19 protein-coding genes are annotated in these 15,840 nt (G+C 65.1%); 12 read left to right on the top strand and 7 right to left on the bottom strand.

Annotated features, from left to right (window positions below; genetic code table 11):
- Positions 1-14: 14 nt before the first annotated feature.
- The 3 genes from CTR55_RS16150 to pilT form a co-directional block, all read right to left on the bottom strand.
- Complete coding sequence (locus CTR55_RS16150; RefSeq protein WP_138519695.1) at positions 15-419, bottom strand: TM2 domain-containing protein; 405 nt, start codon at positions 417-419, stop codon at positions 15-17.
- A 79-nt stretch (positions 420-498) separates the two neighbouring features.
- On the bottom strand, positions 499-1,644 hold the full coding sequence (gene pilU / locus CTR55_RS16145; protein ID WP_296287658.1) for a type IV pilus ATPase PilU: 1,146 nt from the start codon (positions 1,642-1,644) through the stop codon (positions 499-501).
- A gap of 102 nt (positions 1,645-1,746) precedes the next feature.
- The gene (gene pilT, locus CTR55_RS16140) at positions 1,747-2,781 is read right to left on the bottom strand and encodes a type IV pilus twitching motility protein PilT (protein ID WP_296287656.1); all 1,035 of its coding nucleotides are present in this window, start codon (positions 2,779-2,781) and stop codon (positions 1,747-1,749) included.
- 73 nt (positions 2,782-2,854) lie between these two features.
- On the opposite strand from pilT, the gene CTR55_RS16135 reads away from it, so the two are divergent.
- The 12 genes from CTR55_RS16135 to CTR55_RS16080 all read left to right on the top strand — a co-directional run bounded on the left by CTR55_RS16135 (position 2,855) and on the right by CTR55_RS16080 (position 12,238).
- On the top strand, positions 2,855-3,544 hold the full coding sequence (locus tag CTR55_RS16135) for a YggS family pyridoxal phosphate-dependent enzyme (RefSeq protein ID WP_296287655.1): 690 nt from the start codon (positions 2,855-2,857) through the stop codon (positions 3,542-3,544).
- Positions 3,545-3,561: 17 nt separating this feature from the next.
- On the top strand, positions 3,562-4,395 hold the full coding sequence (gene proC, locus CTR55_RS16130) for a pyrroline-5-carboxylate reductase (RefSeq protein WP_296287653.1): 834 nt from the start codon (positions 3,562-3,564) through the stop codon (positions 4,393-4,395).
- Between the two features lie 13 nt (positions 4,396-4,408).
- Complete coding sequence (locus tag CTR55_RS16125) at positions 4,409-5,002, top strand: YggT family protein (protein WP_296287651.1); 594 nt, start codon at positions 4,409-4,411, stop codon at positions 5,000-5,002.
- Between the two features lie 50 nt (positions 5,003-5,052).
- Positions 5,053-5,343 (top strand): DUF167 domain-containing protein, encoded by a 291-nt coding sequence (locus CTR55_RS16120; protein WP_296287649.1) that lies wholly within the window; start codon positions 5,053-5,055, stop codon positions 5,341-5,343.
- Positions 5,344-5,461: 118 nt separating this feature from the next.
- Positions 5,462-7,429, top strand: coding sequence for a dynamin-like GTPase family protein (locus CTR55_RS16115; RefSeq protein ID WP_296287648.1), 1,968 nt, complete (start codon positions 5,462-5,464; stop codon positions 7,427-7,429).
- Positions 7,430-7,529: 100 nt separating this feature from the next.
- A complete protein-coding gene (locus CTR55_RS16110; protein WP_296287647.1) occupies positions 7,530-8,669 on the top strand; it encodes a homoserine O-acetyltransferase in 1,140 nt (379 codons plus the stop codon).
- A gap of 10 nt (positions 8,670-8,679) precedes the next feature.
- Positions 8,680-9,300: a methionine biosynthesis protein MetW gene (gene metW, locus CTR55_RS16105; protein WP_296287646.1), complete on the top strand. Its 621-nt coding sequence runs from the start codon at positions 8,680-8,682 to the stop codon at positions 9,298-9,300.
- 34 nt (positions 9,301-9,334) lie between these two features.
- Positions 9,335-9,757 carry a DUF4426 domain-containing protein gene (locus CTR55_RS16100; protein ID WP_037013512.1) on the top strand — a complete coding sequence of 141 codons (423 nt, stop codon included), beginning with the start codon at positions 9,335-9,337 and terminating at the stop codon, positions 9,755-9,757.
- Positions 9,754-10,347 (top strand): RdgB/HAM1 family non-canonical purine NTP pyrophosphatase, encoded by a 594-nt coding sequence (rdgB, locus tag CTR55_RS16095; RefSeq protein ID WP_296287644.1) that lies wholly within the window; start codon positions 9,754-9,756, stop codon positions 10,345-10,347. The genes CTR55_RS16100 and rdgB overlap by 4 nt, the downstream gene beginning before the upstream one ends.
- Positions 10,344-11,531: a radical SAM family heme chaperone HemW gene (gene hemW, locus CTR55_RS16090; protein WP_296287642.1), complete on the top strand. Its 1,188-nt coding sequence runs from the start codon at positions 10,344-10,346 to the stop codon at positions 11,529-11,531. The genes rdgB and hemW overlap by 4 nt, the downstream gene beginning before the upstream one ends.
- A gap of 84 nt (positions 11,532-11,615) precedes the next feature.
- Positions 11,616-11,939, top strand: coding sequence for a DUF3392 domain-containing protein (locus CTR55_RS16085; protein ID WP_017520106.1), 324 nt, complete (start codon positions 11,616-11,618; stop codon positions 11,937-11,939).
- Between the two features lie 44 nt (positions 11,940-11,983).
- Entirely contained in the window at positions 11,984-12,238 is a 255-nt protein-coding gene (locus CTR55_RS16080; protein ID WP_296287640.1) for a hypothetical protein, read from the top strand.
- 183 nt (positions 12,239-12,421) lie between these two features.
- On the opposite strand, the gene CTR55_RS16075 is transcribed toward CTR55_RS16080, so the two are convergent.
- From CTR55_RS16075 to thiS, 4 genes are all read right to left on the bottom strand, one after another.
- Positions 12,422-13,768, bottom strand: coding sequence for a DUF1329 domain-containing protein (locus CTR55_RS16075; RefSeq protein ID WP_296287638.1), 1,347 nt, complete (start codon positions 13,766-13,768; stop codon positions 12,422-12,424).
- Positions 13,769-13,936: 168 nt separating this feature from the next.
- Positions 13,937-14,608 carry a tRNA (guanosine(46)-N7)-methyltransferase TrmB gene (trmB, locus tag CTR55_RS16070; protein ID WP_296287997.1) on the bottom strand — a complete coding sequence of 224 codons (672 nt, stop codon included), beginning with the start codon at positions 14,606-14,608 and terminating at the stop codon, positions 13,937-13,939.
- A 134-nt stretch (positions 14,609-14,742) separates the two neighbouring features.
- Positions 14,743-15,549, bottom strand: coding sequence for a thiazole synthase (locus CTR55_RS16065; RefSeq protein WP_296287636.1), 807 nt, complete (start codon positions 15,547-15,549; stop codon positions 14,743-14,745).
- 54 nt (positions 15,550-15,603) lie between these two features.
- Positions 15,604-15,804 carry a sulfur carrier protein ThiS gene (gene thiS / locus CTR55_RS16060; protein WP_017520101.1) on the bottom strand — a complete coding sequence of 67 codons (201 nt, stop codon included), beginning with the start codon at positions 15,802-15,804 and terminating at the stop codon, positions 15,604-15,606.
- Positions 15,805-15,840: the final 36 nt, after the last annotated feature.

Raw genomic sequence — 15,840 nt, 5'->3', positions numbered from 1 at the left:
GGCGTGACAACGCGTCAGATCCGCTGCGGCCCGTTGCGCTCGGATATCTGGCTGTTCAGGGTCCAGAAGTCATAGAGCACGCCCACCAGGAACAGGCCGCCGGTGAACAGGTAGATGATCCCGGTGATCCACTTGCCCATGTACATACGGTGCACGCCGAACACGCCGAGGAAGGTCAGCAGGATCCAGGCGACGTTGTAATCCACGCCGCCGGCGCGATAACGCTGGTCCGCTGCGTCATCCATGGAAGGGATGAGGAACAGGTCGATGATCCAGCCGATGAAGAACAGGCCGAGGGTGAAGAACCAGATGGTGCCGGTGATCGGCCGACCGTAATAGAAGCGGTGCGAGCCAGTGAAGCCGAAGATCCACAGCAGGTAACCGATGACCTTGCTGTGGGTGTCAGGGTTGGCGGACATGCCTTTCTCCCGTTGCGTTACGTGGTTTCCAGCATAAACGAAAAGCCCGCGCGGGGCGGGCTTCTCGGGCAAAGCGGGATCAGCGGAAGCGGCGGTTGGGATCGTCGTCGCTCATCTCCAGAGTCAGGCCCTGGGTCATGGTGCTCAAGTGGTCGGCGTCGGTCTCCGAGCCCAGCTTGATCATCAGGCGCAGGTCGTTCGCCGAGTCGGCGTAGGCCAGCGCATCTTCGTAGGTGATCTCGCCCTGGACGTAGAGCTGGTACAGCGCCTGGTCGAAGGTCTGCATACCCTGCTCGGTGGAGCGCTTCATCAGCGGCTTGAGCTCGTGGACTTCGCCCTTGCGGATCAGGTCGGCGGCCAGCGGGGTGTTCAGCAGCACCTCGATCACCGCGCGGCGGCCCTTGCCGTCCGGGGTCGGCACCAGTTGCTGGGCGACGATGGCCTTGAGGTTGAGCGAGAGGTCCATCCACACCTGGCCATGCCGGTCGGCCGGGAAGAAGTGGATGATCCGTTCCAGCGCCTGGTTGGCGTTGTTGGCGTGCAGGGTCGCCAGGCACAGGTGGCCGGTTTCGGCGAAGGCCACGGCGTGGTCCATGGTCTCGCGCGAGCGCACCTCGCCGATCATGATCACGTCCGGCGCCTGGCGCAGGGTGTTCTTCAGCGCCACCTCGAAGGTATCGGTATCCAGACCCACCTCACGCTGGGTGACGATGCAGCCCTGGTGTTGGTGGATGTATTCGATAGGGTCTTCGATGGAGATGATGTGGCCGGTGGAGTTCTTGTTGCGGTAGCCGATCATCGCCGCCAGTGAGGTGGACTTACCGGTACCGGTGGCGCCGACGAAGATCACCAGGCCGCGCTTGGTCATCGCCAGCTTCTTGAGGATTTCCGGCAGCTTCAGGTCGTCGATGGTCGGGATGGTGGTCTCGATGCGGCGCAGCACCATGCCCACCAGGTTGCGCTGATAGAAGGCGCTGACGCGGAAACGACCGACGCCACGGGCGCTGATGGCGAAGTTGCATTCGTGGTTCTCGGCGAAATCGCGGCGCTGTTGCTCGTTCATCACCGACAGCACGGTCTCGCGGGTCTGCTCCGGCGACAGCGCGGTCTTGGTCACCGGCAGCACCTTGCCGTTGACCTTCATCGACGGCGGCACGCCGGCCGTGATGAACAGGTCAGAGGCCCCCTTTTCCACCATCAGGCGCAACAGCTTCTCGAATTCCATGATCTTTCTCGCCGAGTTCACGCTGACTACGACAGGGCTGTCGGATCACGAAGCGGGTGCGTGTGGCGCGCTCCGTGCGCCGGGCCGCAGGGCCCGGTGGGGTTAGAAGTTTTCCGGGATCTTGGCTTTTTCTTTCGCCGCATCGCGGGAGACCAGGCCTTTGGCGACCAGGCCCTTGAGGCACATGTCCAGGGTCTGCATGCCGATCGCGCCGCCGGTCTGGATCGCCGAATACATCTGCGCGACCTTGTCCTCACGGATCAGGTTACGGATCGCCGGGGTGCCGATCATGATCTCGTGGGCCGCAACACGGCCACCCCCGATCTTCTTCAGCAGGGTCTGGGAGACCACCGCCTGCAGGGATTCGGAGAGCATGGAGCGAACCATGGATTTCTCCTCGGCGGGGAACACGTCGACGATACGGTCGATGGTCTTGGCCGCCGAGGTGGTGTGCAGGGTGCCGAACACCAGGTGACCGGTTTCCGCGGCGGTCAGCGCCAGGCGGATGGTCTCCAGGTCTCGCATCTCGCCCACCAGGATGATGTCCGGGTCCTCACGCAGGGCCGAGCGCAGTGCCTCGTTGAAGCCAAGGGTATCGCGGTGCACCTCGCGCTGGTTGACCAGGCACTTCTTCGATTCGTGGACGAATTCGATCGGGTCTTCGACGGTAAGGATGTGGCTGTACTTGGTGTTGTTCAGGTAGTCGAGCATCGCCGCCAGCGAGGTGGACTTGCCCGAACCGGTCGGGCCGGTGACCAGCACCAGGCCGCGCGGCACGTCGGAAACACGCTTGAACACTTCTCCCATCCCCAGGTCCTCCATCGTGAGTACCTTGGAGGGAATGGTCCGGAACACGGCGCCAGCGCCGCGGTTCTGGTTGAAGGCGTTGACCCGGAAGCGCGCCACACCCGGCACTTCGAAGGAGAAGTCGGTTTCCAGAAACTCTTCGAAATCCTTGCGCTGTTTGTCATTCATGATGTCGTAGATCAGCGCGTGGACCTGCTTGTGCTCGAGCGGCGGCAGGTTGATGCGGCGAACATCGCCGTCAACGCGGATCATCGGCGGCAACCCTGCCGAGAGGTGCAGGTCCGAAGCGCCCTGCTTGGCGCTGAAGGCGAGCAACTCGGTAATATCCATGGGACTCCCCAATCAAGAACAAGCAGGTAGAATGCCGCAGAACTCGCAGCAGCCGGGCGGAAAAGCGACGGTAATGTCCACGATAGCAGAGAATATTGCAAAGGTTCGCGTACGAATCCGTGAGGCGGAACAAGCGAAAAATCGCACGCCGGAATCGGTGCAGTTGCTTGCCGTCAGCAAGACCAAACCCGCCTCCGACATCCGCGAGGCGTACGCCTGTGGCTTGGTCGACTTCGGCGAGAACTACCTGCAGGAAGCACTGGCCAAGCAGATCGAATTGGCCGACCTGCCTTTAACCTGGCATTTCATCGGCCCCATCCAGTCCAACAAGACCCGCCCCATCGCCGAGCACTTCCACTGGGTGCACTCGGTGGACCGCCTGAAGGTCGCCCAGCGCCTCTCCGAACAGCGCCCGGCGAACCTGCCGCCGCTCAACGTGCTGCTGCAGGTGAACGTCAGTGGCGAGGACAGCAAATCCGGCTGCTCGCCCGAGGAGCTGCCCGCCCTCGCCCAGGCGATTTCGCAACTGCCCCACTTGAAACTGCGTGGTTTGATGGCCATACCTGAGCCAACCGAAGACGTTGCCGCGCAGCACGCAGCATTCGCCCGCCTGCGCGAGCTGATGCAAGCCCTGAACCTCGGCCTGGACACCCTGTCCATGGGCATGAGCCACGACCTCGAAGCCGCTATCGGCGAAGGCGCCACCTGGGTGCGGATCGGTACCGCGCTGTTCGGCGCCCGCGACTACGGCGCATCGCACTGAATAAAGGAAGAGACTCCATGAGCAGCACCCGCATTGCCTTCATCGGCGCCGGCAACATGGCCGCCAGTCTCATCGGCGGCCTGCGCGCCAAGGGCGTCGCCGCGAGCGACATCCGCGCCAGCGACCCAGGCGCCGAGCAACGCGCGAAAATCGCCGCCGAACATGGCATTGAAGTAGTTGGCGACAACGCCAGCGCCGTGGCCGGCGCCGACGTGGTGGTCCTGGCGGTCAAGCCGCAGGTCATGAAGGACGTCTGCCTCGCGTTGGCACCGTCGCTGTCCGAGAACGCACTGATCGTCTCCATCGCCGCCGGTATCCCCTGCGCCAGCCTCGAGCGCTGGCTGGGCACCGCGAACGGCCAGCCGCGCGCCATCGTCCGCTGCATGCCCAACACCCCGGCGCTGGTCGGCCTGGGCGCCAGCGGCCTGTACCCCAACGCCAGCGTCAGCTCCGTCCAGCGCGAGCAGGCGCAGCAGCTGTTGAGCGCCGTGGGCATTGCCCTGTGGCTGGACGAAGAACGCCAGATCGATGCAGTCACCGCCGTTTCCGGTAGCGGCCCGGCCTACTTCTTCCTGCTGATGGAAGCCATGACCGCCGCCGGCGAGAAGCTCGGCCTGCCGCGCGAAGTCGCCGGTCAGCTGGCCCGCCAGACCGCCCTGGGCGCCGCGCAGATGGCCACCAGCAGCGATGTCGAGCCGGCCGAACTGCGCCGCCGCGTGACCTCGCCCAAGGGCACCACCGAAGCGGCCATCACCACTTTCCAGGCCAACGGATTCGAGGCGCTGGTGGAGAAGGCGGTCAGCGCCGCCGACCACCGCTCCGCCGAGCTGGCCGAACAACTGGGTCAATGACGAGGAGCCCTCAATGACCGGTCTTTCCAACGCTGCCATCTATGTCATCCAGACCCTGGGCAGCCTCTACCTGCTGATCGTCCTGCTGCGCTTCATCCTGCAGCTGGTCCGCGCCGACTTCTACAACCCGCTCAGCCAGTTCATCGTGCGCGCCACCAAGCCGCTGCTGAACCCGCTGCGCAAGGTCATCCCCGGTTTCGGCGGCATCGACTTCGCCTCGCTGGTGCTGGCGATCCTGGTCCAGCTGGTGCTGATGGTCATCACCCTGTCGCTGATGGGCTATGGCGTGGGCGGCTACATCCTGCAACTGCTGGTGTGGTCGATCATCGCGGTCACCTCGCTGTTCCTGAAGGTGTTCTTCTTCGCCCTGATCATCAGCGTGATCCTTTCCTGGGTCGCTCCGGGCAGCCACAACCCCGGCGCCCAACTGGTGAACCAGATCTGCGAGCCGTTCCTGGCGCCGTTCCGCAAGCTGCTGCCGAACCTGGGCGGGCTGGATATCTCGCCAATCTTCGCCTTCATCGCGCTGAAGCTGATCGACATGCTGGTGATCGGCAACCTGGCCGCGATGACCGGGATGCCGCAGATCCTCAGCCCCTTCATGTAACTGACCCGGGAGCTCGCCCGCGCGGCGAGCTCCGAGAGTCCTCAAGACAGATGAGCTTTTATTTCTGGGACGGCGAGGACCTGATCCTCGACTGCCACCTGCAGCCCAAGGCGAGCCGCGACGAGTTCGCCGGGCTGCACGGTGAGCGCCTGAAGATCCGCCTCACCGCGCCGCCGGTGGAGGGCAAGGCCAATGCGCACCTGTTGGCGTTCCTCGGCAAGGCTTTTGGCGTACCGAAAAGCCGCGTGACGCTGGAAAGCGGCGAGCTGAATCGCCAGAAGCGCATACGGATTCCCAGCCCCACGAAGTTTCCTGCAGAACTTGGGATAGCCGCTCGGTAGCCTTGGCCGACCTTACATGTAGGAATGTGCTGTAGGCCAATTGCTATTCCTACACGCCATCGCATAATCCACGCCATCCAATTCCCGCGCAGGACGCGCCAGCCCAAGGACCGCCCGGATGAGCATGGAACGTCTCAGTCAGCAGATCGACGCCTACGTCACCTGGAAGCGCGAGCTGGTCCGCGAGATCACCCGCTATCGCAGTTGGCTTGAGCGCGCCCGGCTGAATACTCCGGAAATCGAGAACCGCCTCGAACGCACCCTGCGCCTGCTGCGCATCGACCACATCACCCTGGCCTTCGTCGGCGAGTACTCGCGCGGCAAGACCGAGCTGATCAACAGCCTGTTCTTCGCGGGGTTCGGCCGCCGCATGCTGCCGTCCCAGGCCGGGCGCACCACCATGTGCCCCACCGAGCTGTTCTTCGACCCACGCTCGGAACGCCCCTACGTCCGCCTGCTGCCCATCGAGACCCGCGTCGCCGACGCCAGCGTGGCGCAGTTCAAGCGCATCCCGCGGCACTGGGTGAACATTCCCCTGGATACTTCGGACCCGGCGAACATGGCCGAGGCCTTCGCCCAGGTCGCCAAGACCAAGCCGCTGCCGGTGGAACAGGCGATCCAGCTGGGCTTCCACCCGGACATGCTCGAAGCCACCGACAAGCCCGGCATCGTGCTGGTGCCGGCGTGGCGCCACGCGCTGGTCAACTTCGACCACCCGCTGCTGCGCCAGGGCCTGCGCATCCTCGACACGCCCGGTCTGAACGCCCTGGGCAGCGAGCCCGAGCTGACCCTGTCGATGCTCCCCAGTGCGCAGTCGATCCTCTTCCTGCTGGCCGCCGACACCGGCGTCACCGCCTCCGACATGGCCATCTGGCAGGACCATGTGCGCCAGCTCGGCGACGACGGCCACACCACGCTCTACGCCGTGCTGAACAAGATCGACGTGCTCTGGGACGACCTGGCCGGCGATGCCTTCGTGCAGAACGCCATCCGCCACATCCAGGACACCACCGCTCGCCAGCTGGGCATCGCCCGCGAGGACGTACTGCCGCTTTCCGCCAAGCAGGCACTGCTGGCCAAAGTCCGCGGCGACCGCGAGCTGCTCGTGCGCAGCCAGATGGAATCCCTGGAAGAACTGCTCTGCGAGCGCATCGTCGCGCAAAAGGAACGCCTGCTGGAGAACGCCGTGGTCGGCCAGGTGCTGGCGCTGGTCAACAACAGCCAGCACAGCCTGCGTGTGCGCCTGGACAAGGTGAAGGAGCAGCAGGCGCTGCTCAACGATCAGCAGCAGGACAGCGGCCAGTTGCTGTTCGAGCTGACCGCGCGGACCAAGGACGACCACAACCTGCACCACAAGCGCCTGCTCAGCCTGAAGACCAACCAGCGCCTGCTGCGCCACCAGGGCGAGCAGCTACGCGAGGCGGTGCGCGCCGAACGCCTGGAACAGCACCTGAAGAAGGTCCACGACAAGCTGCGCGGCAGCTGGACCACGGTCGGCATCCACCAGGCCATCCTGCAATTCTTCCGCACCGTGGAAGGCGACCTGGTTGCCCTCGGCCATGAAGCGGAAACCGCTAACCGCATGGTCGCGGCCATCTACTTGCGGCATAACGAGGAAAACCCGCTCAACGCCCTGGACGCCCCGCAGTTCCGTGTCCAACGCTACCTGCGCGACCTCGCCAAGCTGCAGGAGAAAGCCGACCGCTTCCGTCTGCACCTGAAGACCCTGCTCACCGAGCAACGCCTGCTGACCCGGCGCTTCTTCGCCACCGTCGCCCAGGAAGTCATCGGCCTGCACCAGCGCCTGCGCGAAGAGGCCGAGCAATGGGCCGCCGACGCCCTGATGCCATTGATGCAGTACAGCCTGGAACACAAGCAGATGCTGGAAACCCACATGCTGCGGCTCAAGGCCCTGGCCCAGGAAACCCAGCAGGCGCGGCAACGCTCTCTGCTGCTGGGGCGCTATACCGAGGAGCTGGAACAGCAGCTCGCCGAGGCCACCGACATCCTCCGCCAGCTGCGCCGCCCGGCACCGTTGCAACGTCAGGCCAAGGTCGTCACCCTGCCCACCTCCCAGCGCGCCTGAAACCCGCGCCACGCCAGCACCATCACCGCTCCCGACGTGCTTGCCGCAGGGGGCGGCGCTCTTTAGACTGGCCGTCCTTTTTTATTCATGAGCTGGGTCGATGCCAACAGTCTTCCCCGAAGATTCCGTCGGTCTGGTCACCCCCCAGACGCTGCAGTTCGACGAACCGCTGCCCCTGGCCTGCGGCAAGACGCTGCCCGAATACCAGTTGGTGATCGAGACCTACGGCGAGCTGAATGCCACGGCGAGCAATGCCGTGCTGATCTGCCACGCGCTCTCCGGCCACCACCACGCCGCCGGCTACCACAGCGAAGACGAACGCAAGCCAGGCTGGTGGGACAGCTGCATCGGTCCGGGCAAGCCCATCGACACCCGCAAGTTCTTCGTCGTCGCGCTGAACAATCTGGGCGGCTGCAACGGTTCTACCGGCCCCACCAGCCTCAACCCCGCCACCGGCAAGACCTACGGCGCGGATTTCCCGGTCGTCACCGTGGAGGACTGGGTCAACAGCCAGGCACGCCTGGCCGACCGCCTCGGCATCCACAGCTGGGCCGCCATCGTCGGCGGCAGCCTGGGCGGCATGCAGGCGCTGCAGTGGACCATCAGCTACCCCGAGCGCGTGCGCCATTGCCTGTGCATCGCTAGCGCCCCCAAGCTGTCGGCGCAGAACATCGCCTTCAACGAAGTCGCGCGCCAGGCGATCCTCTCCGACCCGGAGTTCTGCGGCGGGCACTTCCAGGAACACGACGTGATCCCCCGCCGCGGCCTGCGCCTGGCACGGATGGTCGGGCACATCACCTACCTCTCCGATGACGCCATGGGCGCCAAGTTCGGCCGCGACATGAAGTCGGAGAAGCTCAACTACGACCTGCACAGCGTCGAGTTCCAGGTAGAAAGCTACCTGCGCTACCAGGGCGAGGAGTTCTCCACCCGCTTCGACGCCAATACCTACCTGCTGATGACCAAGGCGCTGGACTACTTCGACCCGGCTGCCGCCCACGGCGACGACCTGGCGCGCACCCTTTCCGGGGTGAAGGCGGACTTCTGCCTGATGTCGTTCACCACCGACTGGCGTTTCTCCCCGGCACGTTCGCGGGAGATCGTCGACGCGCTGCTGGCGGCGAAGAAGAACGTCAGCTACCTGGAAATCGACGCACCGCAGGGCCACGACGCCTTCCTGATGCCGATTCCACGCTACCTGCAAGCCTTCAGCGGTTACATGCACCGCATCAGCGTATAAAAGGACACCCATGCGCGCCGACCTGGAAATCATCCAAGACTGGATCCCCGCCGGCAGCCGCGTGCTCGACCTGGGCTGCGGCGACGGCGAGCTGCTCGCCTGGCTGCGCGACCACAAGCAGGTCGGCGGCTATGGCCTGGAGATCGACCCCGACAAGATCGCCAAGTGCATCGAACGTGGCGTGAACGTCATCGAACAGGACCTCGACAAGGGCCTGGGAAACTTCGCCAGCAACAGCTTCGACGTGGTCGTGATGACCCAGTCGCTGCAGGCCCTGCGCTACCCGGACAAGGTGCTGGCGGAGATGCTGCGCGTGGGCAAGACCTGCATCATCACCTTCCCCAACTTCGGCCACTGGCGCTGCCGCTGGTACCTCGCGCGCAATGGCCGCATGCCGGTGTCGGAGTTCCTTCCGTACACTTGGTACAACACGCCGAACATCCACTTCTGCACCTTCCGCGACTTCGAGGCACTCTGCCGCGAGCAGCACGCGCGGGTGCTTGACCGCCTGGCGGTAGACCACGAGCACCAGCATGGTTGGGCCTCGCGAATCTGGCCTAATCTGTTGGGTGAGATCGGCATCTACCGGATCAGCGGCGCTGGCGTGCAAGACCACCGCATCGCCGTCTGATCGCGGCTATCTGATAGAGCCCGGGAGAAACATCATGCGCCGCCTGCTTACCTTCCTCGCCTGCCTGGTCCTCGCCGTCCCCGCCTTCGCCGAACAGGTGAAGCGCCTGGGCGACCTGCAGGTGCACTACAGCGTGTTCAACTCCAGCTTCCTCCAGCCCAATGTCGCGCAAGCGGTGGGCGTGGTGCGCAGCAAGGCCCAGGGCGTGATCAACATCGTGCCGCTGGACGCCAGCGGCAAGCCGGCCAACGCCACCGTGGCCGGCAGCGCGAAGAACCTGATGGGGCAGACCATCCCCCTGACCTTCAAGCGCGTGGTCGAGGAAGGCGCCGTCTACAACCTGGCGCAATTCCCCATCGAAGGCCGCGAAACCCTGACCTTCTCCATCCAGGTCCAGTCCGGAAGCGAAGCGCCGCAGAGCTTCGACTTCATGCAGGAAATCTTCCCAGACGAATGATCAAGCTCGAACAACTGGTGCTGGCCAGTCACAACGCCGGCAAGCTCAAGGAACTCCAGGCCATGCTCGGAGCCCACGTGAAGGTGCGCTCCATCGGTGAGTTCAGCGACGTGGAGCCCGAAGAGACCGGCCTGTCCTTCGTCGAGAACGCCATCCTCAAGGCCCGCAATGCCGCGCGCCTCTCCGGGCTGCCGGCGCTGGCCGACGACTCCGGCCTGGCGGTGGATTTCCTTGGCGGGGCGCCGGGCATCTATTCCGCGCGCTACGCCGACGGCCAGGGTGACGCGGCGAACAACGCCAAGCTGCTGGGCGCCTTGAAGGACGTACCGGACGAGGCGCGCGGCGCCCAGTTCGTCAGCGTGCTGGCCCTGGTCCGCCACGCCGACGACCCGCTGCCGATCCTCTGCGAAGGCCTCTGGCACGGCAGCATCCTGCGCGAAGCCCGCGGTGAGCACGGCTTCGGCTACGACCCGCTGTTCTGGGTACCGGAAGCAGAATGCTCCAGTGCCGAACTGCCACCCGAGCGCAAGAACCAGATCAGCCACCGCGCCCGTGCGATGGCCCTGCTGAAGCAGCGGCTGGGTCTATGAGCCAGGCAGGAAGCCACGGGCTCGACGCAGGGCCGGTGGTTTCCGGCTTCCGCCTGCCACCGCTGTCCGCGTACGTGCACATCCCCTGGTGCGTGCGCAAATGCCCCTATTGCGACTTCAACTCCCACGCCGCCGGCCCGGAGCTGCCCGAGGACGCCTACGTCGAGGCGCTGCTGGACGACCTGGCTGCTGACTGCGGTTACGTATACGGCCGCAAGCTGACCTCGATCTTCTTCGGCGGCGGCACGCCCAGCCTGTTCTCCGCTAAAGCGCTGGGCCGCATCCTCGAAGGCCTGGAGCGGCAAGTCGGGTTCGAGAGCGACATCGAGATCACCCTGGAAGCCAATCCGGGCACCTTCGAGCAGGCCAAGTTCGCCGACTATCGGGCGCTGGGCATCAACCGGCTGTCGATTGGCATCCAGAGCTTCCAGGCCGAAAAGCTCAAGGCGCTGGGCCGCATCCATGATGGCGAGGAGGCTATCCGTGCTGCCGACATGGCTCGCCGCGCCGGCTTCGACAACTTCAACCTGGACCTGATGCACGGCCTGCCGGAGCAGAGCGTCGCCGACGCCCTGGCCGACTTGCAGCAGGCCATCGCGCTGGCGCCGACGCACCTGTCCTGGTACCAGCTGACCATGGAACCGAACACGGTGTTCTGGAGCCAACCGCCAGAACTGCCCGAGGACGACCAGCTGTGGGAAATCCAGGAAGCCGGCCAGGCGCTGCTCGCCCAGGCGGGCTACGTCCAGTACGAAACCTCGGCCTATGCCCGTGACGGCAAGCGTGCGCGGCACAACCTGAACTACTGGACCTTCGGCGACTTCCTCGGCATCGGCGCGGGCGCCCACGCCAAGCTGAGCACACCGCAAGGCCGCATCCTGCGCACCTGGAAGACCCGCCTGCCGAAGGACTACCTGAACCCGGAGAAACCCTTCCAGGCCGGCGAGCGCGACCTGGAGGCGGGCGACCTGCCGTTCGAGTTCATAATGAACGCCCTGCGCCTCACCGAGGGCGTTCCCGCTGCGACCTTCGCCGAGCGTACCGGCCTGTCGCTGGCGCTCATCGAGGAAGCCTGCCGCCAGGCGCGCCAGGACGGCCTACTGCTGGATGACCCACAGCGCCTCGCCCCCACCGAGCGCGGCCAACTGTTCCTCAACGACCTGCTGCAGCGCTTCCTGCCCTGAGCCTTTGACGCGAGTACGAGCGGGCGACGTTGCTGTCGCCCGCCGTGTACACTCCCCGGCGACTCTGAATCCCAAGGAGCCCCAATGGACTTCGCGCTCGACCTGATTGCCAACGTCTCCCGCTGGTGCCGCGGCCACCTGTCCGATATCGCCCTGGCGATCATGGCCACCGTGCTGGTGCTGTTCGGCCCGGCGATCAACGCCTGGGTACAGCAGCGCATCGGCAGCCTCAACTTCGTCTTCCGCACTCTGCTGTTCGTGCTGATCTGCGCCGTGGGCTACGGCCTGGCGATGGTCTTCGTCACCCCATGGCTGGCCAAGGGCCTGGGTTATTTCAACAACTACACCCTGGCGCCTGTCCTGCTGCTAGTGTTCTTCGTGATTGGCATGATCGCCGACCGCAGCTGACCTGCGGCCCTCCGGCGGTTGGCCAGCAACCCACCGGAGGGCACATGAAGCCGATCAAGCATCTCTACCTGCATTTCGCCGATGGCCAGCGCCTGGCGCTGCGCTTCCCGCAACAGAGCGACGACCCCGCTGAAGTGGCTCGCGGCATCCGCAAACAGATGGAATCGCCGGTCATCAGCATCGAGGTGGACGGCGATCTGCTGATCATTCCGCGCAACAGCATCAAGTACCTGCAGATCAGCCCGGCGCCGATGCGCATGCCGGAGACCACGGTGATGGGGGCGGAGCTGATCGAATAACACTCGCTGTGCGACGGGGCGCCAGATGCGCGCTTTTTTGTAGGAGCGAGCTTGCTCGCGAACCGCCCAACGCAGGAGCTGCCGGGTAGCACGTTCGCGAGCAATAACAATGGCGTCCCCCTCACTCCTGCAGAATCTTCCCACTGACAGACAAAGGCCGCCTCGCGGCGGCCTCTGCTGGACTCAGTTGCCCTCGCGGCGCAAGGCCTGCGGGGTGAAGTCGCGCGGCCCGAGCGGGGCCTTGAAGTCGTACATCGCCTCGTTGTTGTCCAGGCCGTCGACGAAGTAGCGCGCCCCTTCGAAGTCGTACAGCGCCTCCAGGGTGCTGAGCACCATGGGCACGTCGTAGTAGTTGATCGGGTGCACTTCCTGGGCGCGGATCAGCTTGCCGTCGGCGTTGTAGATGTCCGAGGCGAGGATCTGCCAGCTGTCTTCATCCAGGTAGAAACGACGCTTGGCGAACGGATGGCCCATGCCCTTGCGCAAGGTTGCCTCGACCACCCAGACGCGGTGCGGCTCGTAGCGCAGCAGCTCGGGGTTGAGGGTCTTGGTGCGCAGGATGTCGGCGTAGGGAATGCCCTTCTGGTGCACGGCGTAGCTGTTGTACGGCACCAGCATCTCGCGCTTGCCCAGCAACTGCCACTCATAGTGGTCCGGTGCGCCGTTGTAGACGTCCACGGTGTCGGCGGTAGCCAGGCCGTTGGTGTCCGGCTGCAGGGTGTCGTAAGCCAGGCTCGGCAGGCGGCGCACGCGGCGCTCGCCGCTGTTGAAACGCCAGGCCTTGCGGATCGACAGCACCTGGTCGAGGGTCTCCTGCACCACCAGCGCGGAGCCGGCGAGCTTGGCCGGGGCGACGATGTTGTACTTGTAGTAGAACAGCGTGTTGTTCAGGTCCTGCGGGGTCATGCCCTCGCGGCCGTAGTTGAAGTACACGTAGCGGTCGAGCTTGAGCAGGTTGTAGCTGCCATTGGCGAGCACGGCGGCCTGGTTGGTCACCATGTGAATCTGCTCGCCACGGTAACGCATGATGTGGTTCCAGATGGCTTCCAGGCCGGTCTTCGGCATCGGGAACGGCACACCGGCGGCGGCGCCCTGCACGCCATTGCCGTCGGCGATCAGCTCGGCGTTCTCGGCGTTGAAGCGAGTGGCGTCATAGAGGCGCTGGGGCAGCGAGGCACTGCGACGGCTGGGGAAGACGCGCAGGTAGTAGTCCGGGTTCTCCTGCAGCAGCGCCTGGGTGCCCGGCGTAAGCAGCGCCTGGTACTGCGCCAGGTTCTTGCTGTCGATCTTGTACTGCACCGCATCGGCAGCATACGGATCGAGGTGATGGGTACCGGGCTGGTAGCCCGCCGGGGCGCTGGTGATGCCGCCGGTCCACGCGGGGATGGTGCCACTGGCGTTGCCGGCCATTTCCGCCCCCATCGGCGTCAGGTCGCGGCCCAGTCGAGCGGCCTCGGTGGCATCGACTTTCGCCTGCGCCGGCAGGACCCACGCCCCCGCCATCAGCAGTACAGCAAGTTTCTTCAACACAGCAGACTCCTTTGCGACGGACTCCTGTCCATCACTCTTATTTTCGTCCGCGGCGGATGCCGCTTTTTATTCAGGAGGTGAGGGTGGCCTTGGCGGCCTGCCGGGTTATCCCGGTCTGATAGGGGTACAGCCTTGAAAAAGGCCTGCTGCGCAGGCCCTTCCGGTCTCTCAGTCGACGCGCTCGAACTTCAGGTCCCAGACGCCATGCCCGAGTCGCTCCCCGCGACGTTCGAACTTGGTGATCGGGCGCTCTTCCGGGCGCGGCACATAGGTATTGTCCGCCGACAGGTTGCGGTAGCCGGGAGCGGCATTCATCACTTCCAGCATGTGCTCGGCATATTGCTCCCAGTCGGTGGCCATGTGCAGCACACCGCCGACCTTCAGCTTCTGCCGTACCAACTCGGCCCAGGCCGGCTGCACGATGCGGCGCTTGTGGTGGCGCGACTTGTGCCACGGGTCCGGGAAGAACAGCAGCAGGCGATCGAGGCTGGCATCGGCCACGCAGTCACGCAGCACCTCGAGGGCGTCGCAGCTGTAGACGCGGATATTGGTCAGGTCCTGGGTCAGCATGCCGTTGAGCAGTGCGCCGACACCGGGACGGTGCACTTCCACGCCGATGAAGTCCTGGTCCGGCGCGGCAGCGGCCATCTCCAGGGTGGCGTGGCCCATGCCGAAACCGATCTCGAAGGTACGCGGCGCCTGGCGCCCGAACTCCTGGTCGAAGTCCCGCAGACCATCGGCCAGCTCCAGGCCGAACTTCGGCCAGCCCTGATCGAGGCCGCGTTGCTGACCCTCGGTCATGCGACCGGCGCGCATCACGAAGCTCTTGATGGCGCGCATCGGCCGGTTGTCGGCGACGGGCTGGTTTTCGGGCTGATTCTCGGGAATGTCACTCATGACTCGGACCTTGCGGGTAAATGCACGCGCGGGCCGGTTGCCCCTGGCAATCCGGCCCGCGCGTCGAAGTGGAAACGTTAGTTGATCAGGCCGGACATCGGCGACGACGCGCTGGCGTAAAGCTTGCGCGGCATGCGGCCAGCCAGGTAGGCCAGGCGGCCAGCAACGATGGCGTGCTTCATGGCCTCGGCCATCATCACCGGGTTCTGCGCGTGGGCAATGGCGGTGTTCATCAGCACGGCCTCGCAGCCCAGCTCCATGGCAATGGTGGCGTCGGAGGCAGTGCCCACGCCGGCATCCACCAGCACCGGAACGGTAGCTTCTTCGAGGATGATGCGCAGGTTGTACGGGTTGCAGATGCCCAGGCCAGAGCCGATCAGACCGGCCAGCGGCATCACCGCGATGCAGCCGATTTCGGCCAGCTGACGCGCGATGATCGGGTCGTCACTGGTGTACACCATGACGTCGAAGCCGTCCTTGACCAGCACTTCGGCGGCCTTGAGGGTTTCGACGACGTTGGGGAAGAGGGTCTTCTGGTCGGCCAGGACTTCCAGCTTGACCAGGTTGTGGCCATCCAGCAGCTCGCGGGCCAGGCGGCAGGTACGCACGGCCTCGACGGCGTCGTAGCAGCCGGCGGTGTTCGGCAGAATGGTGTAGCGGTCCGGCGGGATCACGTCCAGCAGGTTCGGCTCGCCCGGGTTCTGGCCGATGTTGGTGCGGCGCACAGCCACGGTGACGATCTCGGCGCCGGAGGCCTCGATGGCCACTCGGGTCTCTTCGAGGTCCTTGTACTTGCCGGTGCCGACCAGCAGGCGCGAATTGTAGGTACGGCCAGCCAGGGTGAAGGGCTTGTCGACCGGCAGGTTGGAGTTGGTTTGGCTCATCGGATCACTCCTGAAGGGAAGGCGGGCGGGGCCTGAAAGTCTGGGAGGCGGCGGCTAGCCGCCGCCAATGGCATGCACCACTTCCACCTGGTCGCCTTCGCTCAGAGCGGTGGCGGCGTGCTGGCTGCGCGGCACGATGTCCTGGTTGAGCTCGACCGCGACACGCTTGCCGGTGAGGTCGAGACGCTCGAGCAGGTTGGCGACGCTGTGGCCGTCGGGCAGCTCGAAGGGTTCGCCGTTCAACTGAATACGCATGGGCGGGTCGGTCATGGCTGGAGGGGGTCGGCATTC

The sequence above is a fragment of the Pseudomonas sp. genome (assembly GCF_002796985.1).
GTDB lineage: Bacteria > Pseudomonadota > Gammaproteobacteria > Pseudomonadales > Pseudomonadaceae > Pseudomonas.
This window is presented reverse-complemented; position numbering and strand designations above follow the sequence as displayed.

Bases quoted from the DNA above. Each gene is read 5' to 3' on its own strand.
- CTR55_RS16150 (WP_138519695.1), bottom strand. From the start codon at position 419: ATGTCCGCCAACCCTGACACCCACAGCAAGGTCATCGGTTACCTGCTG.
- pilU (WP_296287658.1), bottom strand. From the start codon at position 1,644: ATGGAATTCGAGAAGCTGTTGCGCCTGATGGTGGAAAAGGGGGCCTCT.
- pilT (WP_296287656.1), bottom strand. From the start codon at position 2,781: ATGGATATTACCGAGTTGCTCGCCTTCAGCGCCAAGCAGGGCGCTTCG.
- CTR55_RS16135 (WP_296287655.1), top strand. From the start codon at position 2,855: ATGTCCACGATAGCAGAGAATATTGCAAAGGTTCGCGTACGAATCCGT.
- proC (WP_296287653.1), top strand. From the start codon at position 3,562: ATGAGCAGCACCCGCATTGCCTTCATCGGCGCCGGCAACATGGCCGCC.
- CTR55_RS16125 (WP_296287651.1), top strand. From the start codon at position 4,409: ATGACCGGTCTTTCCAACGCTGCCATCTATGTCATCCAGACCCTGGGC.
- CTR55_RS16120 (WP_296287649.1), top strand. From the start codon at position 5,053: ATGAGCTTTTATTTCTGGGACGGCGAGGACCTGATCCTCGACTGCCAC.
- CTR55_RS16115 (WP_296287648.1), top strand. From the start codon at position 5,462: ATGAGCATGGAACGTCTCAGTCAGCAGATCGACGCCTACGTCACCTGG.
- CTR55_RS16110 (WP_296287647.1), top strand. From the start codon at position 7,530: ATGCCAACAGTCTTCCCCGAAGATTCCGTCGGTCTGGTCACCCCCCAG.
- metW (WP_296287646.1), top strand. From the start codon at position 8,680: ATGCGCGCCGACCTGGAAATCATCCAAGACTGGATCCCCGCCGGCAGC.
- CTR55_RS16100 (WP_037013512.1), top strand. From the start codon at position 9,335: ATGCGCCGCCTGCTTACCTTCCTCGCCTGCCTGGTCCTCGCCGTCCCC.
- rdgB (WP_296287644.1), top strand. From the start codon at position 9,754: ATGATCAAGCTCGAACAACTGGTGCTGGCCAGTCACAACGCCGGCAAG.
- hemW (WP_296287642.1), top strand. From the start codon at position 10,344: ATGAGCCAGGCAGGAAGCCACGGGCTCGACGCAGGGCCGGTGGTTTCC.
- CTR55_RS16085 (WP_017520106.1), top strand. From the start codon at position 11,616: ATGGACTTCGCGCTCGACCTGATTGCCAACGTCTCCCGCTGGTGCCGC.
- CTR55_RS16080 (WP_296287640.1), top strand. From the start codon at position 11,984: ATGAAGCCGATCAAGCATCTCTACCTGCATTTCGCCGATGGCCAGCGC.
- trmB (WP_296287997.1), bottom strand. From the start codon at position 14,608: ATGCGCGCCATCAAGAGCTTCGTGATGCGCGCCGGTCGCATGACCGAG.
- CTR55_RS16065 (WP_296287636.1), bottom strand. From the start codon at position 15,549: ATGAGCCAAACCAACTCCAACCTGCCGGTCGACAAGCCCTTCACCCTG.
- thiS (WP_017520101.1), bottom strand. From the start codon at position 15,804: ATGCGTATTCAGTTGAACGGCGAACCCTTCGAGCTGCCCGACGGCCAC.